We start from the raw sequence: 7,670 nt of genomic DNA on the forward strand, positions 1-7,670 counted from the left end.
AGGGCCGCCAGAGCTTTTGCGTCAGTTGTGGAGGCTGCTCCGGCGAGCGTAGCCTCGGCATAGATGAGCAGAATATCCGCGTAGCGAAGCAGTACTACGTTGTTACCGGAGTTCTGACCCAATACGGCATCGCTACCGAAGCTTTTACCCGGACCCGCGAAGTATTTAGCGATGTTGGAACGGGTGGCGTTCAGGTTACCGCCTTCATCCGCCGATACCAGGGTATCGTACTTAAATCCGTTCGCCATGAACGCGTTGTACTTGGGAGCATTCACGCGTTGCGGTTTCCAGTTCGGGTTCGTCCAGCCGTGTTCCATCACCGACCATTTCCGGCGTAAATCCCCAAACTCGTATTCTTTCAATAGATCCAGCGAAGGAACGTACATTTCCCAGGCGTCAGCCTCAGCCGTACGTAGGTTCGCCGCTCCCCGGTCGGGGTTTTTCAGGTTGCCCGTACCCCAGGGATCGCCCGAAAGCTGGTGCTGGATGCTGAACAGACATTCCTCGTTATTATTCATGCTGCTCTTGGTGAACATCCCGTTGTAATCGCTCACCAGGTTGTACTTACCCGAATTCATCACCTCCTCGGCCTTAGTTTTCGCATTCGCGTAGTCCTTCTGATAAAGGTACAGTTTCGACAGCATGCCTTTGGCCGAATACTTGGTCAGGCGGCCCGGTACGTCGGACTCGGGCAAGCCGGCTTCGGCCAGCTTCAATTCCTCCAGAGCAAATCGGAGTACGTCGGATTGCAGGTAGCGGGGAATGTTGAAGTTTCCCGACAGAGCCGTTTCTCCCGGATCGGTAATGATCGGGGCATGTCCCCAGGTACGGGCAATGTAGAAATACACCGTCCCGCGAATGAAATGGCACTCGGCAATGGCCGGATCGAGATACGCGGCTCCACCACCAGCGGCTTTTTTCTCCTCGAACGTTTTGATCATTACGTTCGAGTAACCGATGATTTTATAGAACGCTCCCCAGGCCGCTCCAATGCGTTCGGACGCCGAAGACAGCGTGAAGTTGAGGTATTCCACGTCGGTATACGTGAACATGTTACCGCTCATGACGTCGCCAATGGCATCCTGAGCCCGGCTTTCGTAGTTCCGCCAGGGCAGACCGCTGTAGAGGGTACTCGTGGCTCCCCGTACTTCTTCGGCGTTGTTGTAATAATTGCCCGTCGTCGTTCCCGAAAGCGAGGGACGATCGATGAATTCTTTGTTGCAGGCCGTTAGCAGCGAGGCCGCTAAACCGCAGTATAGAAAGGTACGCTTCATTGCTTGATCAAGTAAGGATTGGCTTAGAATTGCAGGTTCGCTCCCAAGGTAAAGGTCCGGGGGTTGGGATAATGGCCCATATCCACATTCATGAGCTTGATGCTATTATTAAAGGCTCCGATTTCCGGATCGTAGCCGGAGTAGCGAGTAAAGGTTTTCAGGTTTTGCACCGAACCGTAAATCCGCAGGTTGCTTACTTTGATTTTACTCAGGAAAGCGGTCGGCAGGCGGTAGCCCAGCGTAATGTTCTGAATCCGGGCGTACGAAGCATCTTCCACGTAACGATCCGACATGGCGATGTTGTTTTTGTTGGTCACGGTGAAGCGGGGTAAAGAACCGTTCGGGTTGCTTTCCGTATAGCGGTCATTCACCGTACGCATCTGATTCGACCAGGCACTGTTCAGGCCTTCCAGTTGCCAGCGGAGGAAATTGAAAGCTTTCGCTCCCTGACTTCCCTGCAGGAAAATCGACAGATCGATTCCCTTGTACGTGAATGAGTTAGTCAAACCCCAGGTAAACTTGGGTAGCGGACTACCAATAAAGGTCATATCGCCCGCGTCGATTTTCTTGTCGCCGTTGATATCCTTAAAGCGAATGTCACCCAGCCAGGTTTCGTTCTGGTTCACCTTGTAGCCAAACTGCGGCAGGCTGTTGTCCAGATCAGACTGATTCCGGTAGAGACCATCGGTCACCAATCCCCAGAAGGAACCCACGGGGCGTCCGGGCGTGGTATGCGTCACGAGGTAGTTGTTGTAATAGACTTTTCCATCGAGGGCCGAGGCAGCACTGGCGGCCTTGTCGTAGGTGTTGGTAAACTGCGTCAGTACGGCGTTGGTTTTCCAGGTAAAATTATCGTTGCGGATGTTGGTCGAGGTAATGCCCAGATCCACGCCCGTATTCGTCATTTGTCCGGCATTACCCAGCGGAGCTTTCAGGTCATCCCACTGATCCCCTACCCCAATCAGGTTCGGGCCCGTCAGGAAGATAATCATGTCGGACGTTACCTTTTTATACGCATCGATGGTTGCATCGATCCGACCGTTCAGGAAGCCGATGTCCAGACCTACGTTGGTTGTTTTCACCGATTCCCATTTTAGATTCGGGTTCGGAATACCGTTAATCATGTTGGATGTACCAAAACCAACGGGTCCGGAGAAAAACTGCACCGCTCCCACGTAAGCGGGGTTCGGAGCTCCACCGGGGAAGTTCTGGTTACCGACGGCTCCGTAACCCACCCGTAGTTTCAGGTGATTGACGACTTTGGCCATGGCTCCTTTGGCGAAGGATTCGTTCGAGATGGTCCAGCCCGCCGATACCCCCGGGAAATTTCCCCAGCGATTGTTCGGACCGAAGTTAGAAGAACCGTCCGCCCGGAAACTAGCCGAGATGGAGTACCGGTCACCGTAGGTATAATTCGCCCGGGCAAAGTACGATTCCATCGCCCAGTGTCCCTTACCGCCGCCTAAACCCCAGGTTGTCTGGTCGGAGCTACCCGTGTTGAGGTCAAAAATATCGGCCTGTAAATCCACTTTTGAACCTGAAATCGATTGGTAATACGACGACTGAGCCTGATGCCCAACGGTCAGCTGAATACCGTGTTTGCCAATGTATTTGTTGTAATTCAGGTAGTTGGTGAGGGAGTAGTAATAGCTGTCCGAACGCGAATCGATGAGTTTGCTGCGGAAGGACGTGCCGCCCACGTTCCCCGCTTTTTGAAAGGCCACGTTATTATCCTGACCAAGCGAGTAGGATACTTCATTGCGTAAACTCAAATCTTTCATCAACTGGATCTCCGCGTACAGGCTCCCGAAAACCGTATTGGTGGTCTTGGTATTGCCCCGGAACTGGCTGTTCCCGACCAGGTTGGCGTTGTTGTACTGCACCCCGCCAATGGTTTGACCACCACCCCAACTACCGTCCAGGTTTTTTACCGGAATCAGCGGGCTGGTCGAAGCTCCCCACCAGATGGTACCTTCGGCGGCATCGGCCAGTGAAACGTTCTGAATACTCCGCGAAACGTTGGCACTTAAGCCGACTTTAGCCCAACTTTTCAACTGATTGTCCAGACTGAAACGGGTGGAATATCGCTTGAAGTCCGACCCCAGCAGGATGCCTTTGTTGTCGAAATAGTTTAGCGAAAAGTAGTACGTCGTTTTTTCGCGACCGCCCGAGAAGCTCAGCTGATGGTTCTGAATTTTCCCCCGCTGAAACATGGCTTCCTGCCAATCCGTACCTTTGCCGAGAATGGAAGGATCGCGGAATTCGTCGGATACGGGATTGCCAATGATGGGCAGTACCTCATTCTGATACCGGGCAAAATCTCGCAAATCCATCAGATCCAGTCGTTTGGCCACTTCCGATACGCCAGTATACATTTCGTAATTGATTTTTCCCTCGCCCGACTTTCCTTTTTTCGTGGTTACGAGAATTACACCGTTAGCCGCCTGGGAGCCGTAAATGGCCTGAGCGGAGGCATCTTTCAGTACGTCAATCGATTCAATATCGTTGGGGTTTAGCATGGCCATGACGCTGTTACCCGTCTGACCGTCACCGCCGCCCAGACCGGCATAGCCAGAACTGGCGGAAGTATTCCCATTTACGAAAGGAACGCCGTCAATCACGAATAAAGGGTCATTACTGTTGATGGACGTGACGCCACGTACCTTCACCGATACGCCGCCACCGGGCTGGCCGCCGTTGCTGGTTACCGTAACTCCAGCCGCTTTTCCCTGCAAGAGCTGATCGACGCCCGCCGCTGGGATATCCTTGAGTTCCGTGGCTTTGATGGTCGTGATGGACGACGTAACGTCCGAGCGTTTGGCCGTTCCGTAACCGATGACGACGACTTCATCAAAATTGCGGTCGTTGGACTGGAGGGTGATGCTGAGGTCGGTTTTCGTACCCAGCTCTATGTCCTGGTTTTGCATGCCTACGTACGAAACCGTTAAGGCCTTGGCATCTGCGGGTACATTGATTGTAAAGCGACCATTCACATCGGTGGTAGTACCCAGTTGCAGGCCCTTGACGTAGACGGAAGCTCCGGGCAGCGTGGTACCCTGAGCATCCGAAACGACGCCGCGGATGGTTCGCTGCTGAGCGAAGGAACTCAGGCAAGCCCCTATCCAGAGAAATATAAACAATAATTGTTTGATCATGAGAAATTGAATTAGGAAAGCGACTGTAGTAGAGAGTTTAGAGCGTATGCGTCCCGCATACCCGTAGAGGACGAGTACGAGAAGTGTATTCAGAACACCCGAATACACGCACAAAAGCCCGGAAATCGGTTAGCTAACGCAGGGGTAGGTAGACATGGGAAACGGGGTTAGAGGGGTAAAAATGTGTGCATATGTTTTTTTGAGATAGATATTCTTCTTTTACGTGAGTATTTCATCTCACTGAGACGGCTGGTGTTTCCGTTGATTGCAATCCATGCCAAATCTGTTAACAACCAACAACTACTAACCATCAACACTTTACTACATGCTCACTACTTCGTCCCGCAGGCATGGCTGATCTTTTAGTCCATATGCATTCCATGCCGGGCATCGCATGCCAGCACGCCCACCGCTCTTTTCATCCTGCTCTAGGCCACCGCTTTGCGGATGAAACCATTCCATGGTGGCCGTCATGGAATGGAAGGCGGCTTGAGCCCCAGAATGGAATTCCGGCATGGAATGTGATAGGACGGGGCCCGGTTTTAAGTCGTCCTTGAAGGCATTTGACTCTATTCTAACAACTGGCAATAAACAACCTTCAAAAGATGTCAGAAGCAGAAAACCTCTCCCGCCGTTGAGCCATTCCATGGGGGCAACGGAGTAACCTGTCTCGCGGGCAACGCGGTGGTCTTGAGCTAAGCTAGGCAGTTACGGAGAGGTCCGGCCTGGAAGGCTCAATGGCTACTAGTCAGCCACTCTGCGGAACTAAACCCAGTCTAGGTGAATAACGCAAGGCCTAAAGGAGCAAACCTTCACAAGGCAATGGTCAATGCTTACGGCACCAAACCCCATCTGGATATACAACAACTACAACCTACGTTGTACTTGATTTAAGCGGTAGCGAAATCATAACTGACGTCCCTTTGCCCGCTTCGCTCTGCCACATCACCTGCCCACCGAGGTAATCTATACGTGACTGAATATTGGTGATACCGTTGCCCGTTCGGGAGGGTTCCGCAAAACCGCGTCCGTCGTCGTCCACACTAATCAGAGCCGTCGCTTCGCTGATCATCATCTGCAGGGTAATGGTACTTGCATCGGCATGTTTTAAAGCGTTGTTCATTAACTCCTGAATCACCCGGTACAGCATCACCGAAGCTTCATCGCTTAAGACGGGTGTTTCACCGTAGTGCTCAAAAATTACATTCGTTTGATTGACCAGATTCAGTTTTTGCGTTAAATCTTCCAATGCCGGAATCAATCCGAAGGTTGACAAGGCATAGGGGCGTAAATCATTGGAAATCAATCGTGTTTCCGTACAGGCTTCATCCAAAAACTGGTTCAGTGGCTCCCGTACTGACGCGGGCAAAGCGTCCTGATGAGCTTCTACAAACAGCTTGATCCGCGAAAGCTGAATGCCTAGTCCATCGTGCAGATCGCGGGCAATGCGGCTGCGTTCGCCCTCCTGTCCTTCCATCATGGCCCGCAGTGATTTCAGTTCCAGCTCCCGAATTTGCTGCTGGGCAATCACGGCCTGTTGCTGGGCAATGAGTTTTTGCTGACGTCGCAGGTAAATCAGCGTCCCTACACCCACGATACTGATAAAAAGTCCGATCACCAGCATGGAATTGATCGTACGCTGATGCTGACTTTGCTCCTTGACCAACGCCTTTTCCACCGCTAACGTCTTAATTTGACTATCCAGCTCCTGCAAGCGAATGCTTTTCGTCTGCTCCGAATAATAAAACTGTTGCGTATAAGCCAGTGATTGCAATAATGATTCGTATGCTTCCTGATATTTATCCTGATGGGCGTAGCTTTCCGCCGCGTGTCGCGTCAGCTCCCGTAACATGGAAACGTTGTTAACCGAATCAGCAATGCGATAACTTTTCTGATAATACTGAATGGCCGCCTTCGGCCGATTTTTAAACTGCTCGGTAATGCCCAAATAAAAAAGATTCAGGGCAATCAGCCAGCTAATGTTCTGCTCCCGGGCCATCTTCAGGCTACGGGTCGCAAAGTACCGGGCCGAGTCGGGTTGTTTGGTTCGGGAATACGTCGTAGCCAGTAAGTTCAGGGCATACGCCTGAAAATAAGGCTGTTTGGTTTGCTCGCTCAGCCGTTCCGTCCGGCGTAACTCGGTAAACAGTGCTTTCGGAATCAGTTCCTTATTCTGGATGATATTGGCCAAATCCAGATGACACTCAATAATTTTGGTGGTGTTCTTCGTCCGCTCAAAAAAACGCAGGGCTCGTTTCAGGTACTGTTCCGCGTGATTTTGCATAAAATAATCATGCGTATAGTAATCACCGATCAAAATATGCACGTTGTAATACCCTACCGAATCTCCTACCCGGTGGTAGTACGTTAGGCTGTTAAAATACGCTTCGATGGTATACTGATTGTAGCCGTATTGTTGGTGGTACAAGCTCCCAATGCGTTCACTGACCTGAGCGGCGGCTTTCCAGCGTTGCTGATCCACCAGTGCCCGAACCCGCTGGTTCAAACTGTCGATCACGGGTGTTTCGGCCAGTGCCCAGACCTTCGATACAGAGCCTAGTAAGGTGACCCAAGCCAGTAGGAACGTTACCCGAAACGATTTCATTTGCGTTAGTAAAGCGGCTTCAATACTTCTATTTTTTCGTATATCAATCAATATACTGCATTTCCATCGCCGTTTTAATCAGCAATGCCGTATTGGGCACCTCAAACTTAAGCAATAAGCTACTTCGGTGAAACTCAACCGCTTTCACGCTGACAAACAGCTGGGTAGCCATTTGTTGAGTCGTCAGTCCCTGAGCAATGAGAGCCAGTACTTCCGACTCGCGGGGGGTCAGGTTCAGGCGTACACTGCCGGCTTTTCGAGTCTTGCCGTTGGTCAATAAAATCTGGGTAATGGTATCGTTAAAGTATTGCTTTCCCTGGTACACGCGTTCAATCGCTTCGAGCAATTCCAGCTTCGTGGTGTTTTTTAAGAGGTATCCCCGGGCTCCTTTCTTGACTACTCGCTTGATCAGGCTGGCATCATCGTGCATCGTCAATGCAATCACCTGACACGCCGGATACTGCCGCGTAATCGCTTCACAAAGACTCAGTCCGTCTTCGATTTGGGGAAAAGAAATGTCCAGTAAAACCACATCCACGGCGGTCGTTTCGAGTCGCTCCAGCACCGAAGTACTGGTGTAACATCGTTCCGTAACCTGAATGTTGGCAGAACCCGAAATTAAGGATTCAATTCCCT

General features: G+C 51.3%; 5 protein-coding genes. All 5 read right to left on the reverse strand.

Features of this window, described 5'->3' with window-relative positions; genetic code table 11:
- Positions 1-1,274: RagB/SusD family nutrient uptake outer membrane protein (locus tag ACOJTG_RS03595; RefSeq protein ID WP_420152554.1), on the reverse strand; the 1,274-nt coding region annotated here is incomplete at its 3' end.
- 23 nt (positions 1,275-1,297) lie between these two features.
- Positions 1,298-4,429 carry a SusC/RagA family TonB-linked outer membrane protein gene (locus ACOJTG_RS03600; RefSeq protein ID WP_420152555.1) on the reverse strand — a complete coding sequence of 1,044 codons (3,132 nt, stop codon included), beginning with the start codon at positions 4,427-4,429 and terminating at the stop codon, positions 1,298-1,300.
- Positions 4,430-4,750: 321 nt separating this feature from the next.
- The gene (locus ACOJTG_RS03605) at positions 4,751-5,077 is read right to left on the reverse strand and encodes a hypothetical protein (RefSeq protein ID WP_420152556.1); all 327 of its coding nucleotides are present in this window, start codon (positions 5,075-5,077) and stop codon (positions 4,751-4,753) included.
- Positions 5,078-5,303: 226 nt separating this feature from the next.
- The gene (locus ACOJTG_RS03610; protein ID WP_420152557.1) at positions 5,304-7,034 is read right to left on the reverse strand and encodes an ATP-binding protein; all 1,731 of its coding nucleotides are present in this window, start codon (positions 7,032-7,034) and stop codon (positions 5,304-5,306) included.
- Positions 7,035-7,077: 43 nt separating this feature from the next.
- The coding region (locus ACOJTG_RS03615; RefSeq protein ID WP_420152558.1) for a response regulator at positions 7,078-7,670 on the reverse strand (593 nt) is incomplete at its 5' end.

Origin of the sequence: Siphonobacter sp., assembly GCF_048595215.1 — a bacterium.
Classification (GTDB): domain Bacteria; phylum Bacteroidota; class Bacteroidia; order Cytophagales; family Spirosomataceae; genus Siphonobacter.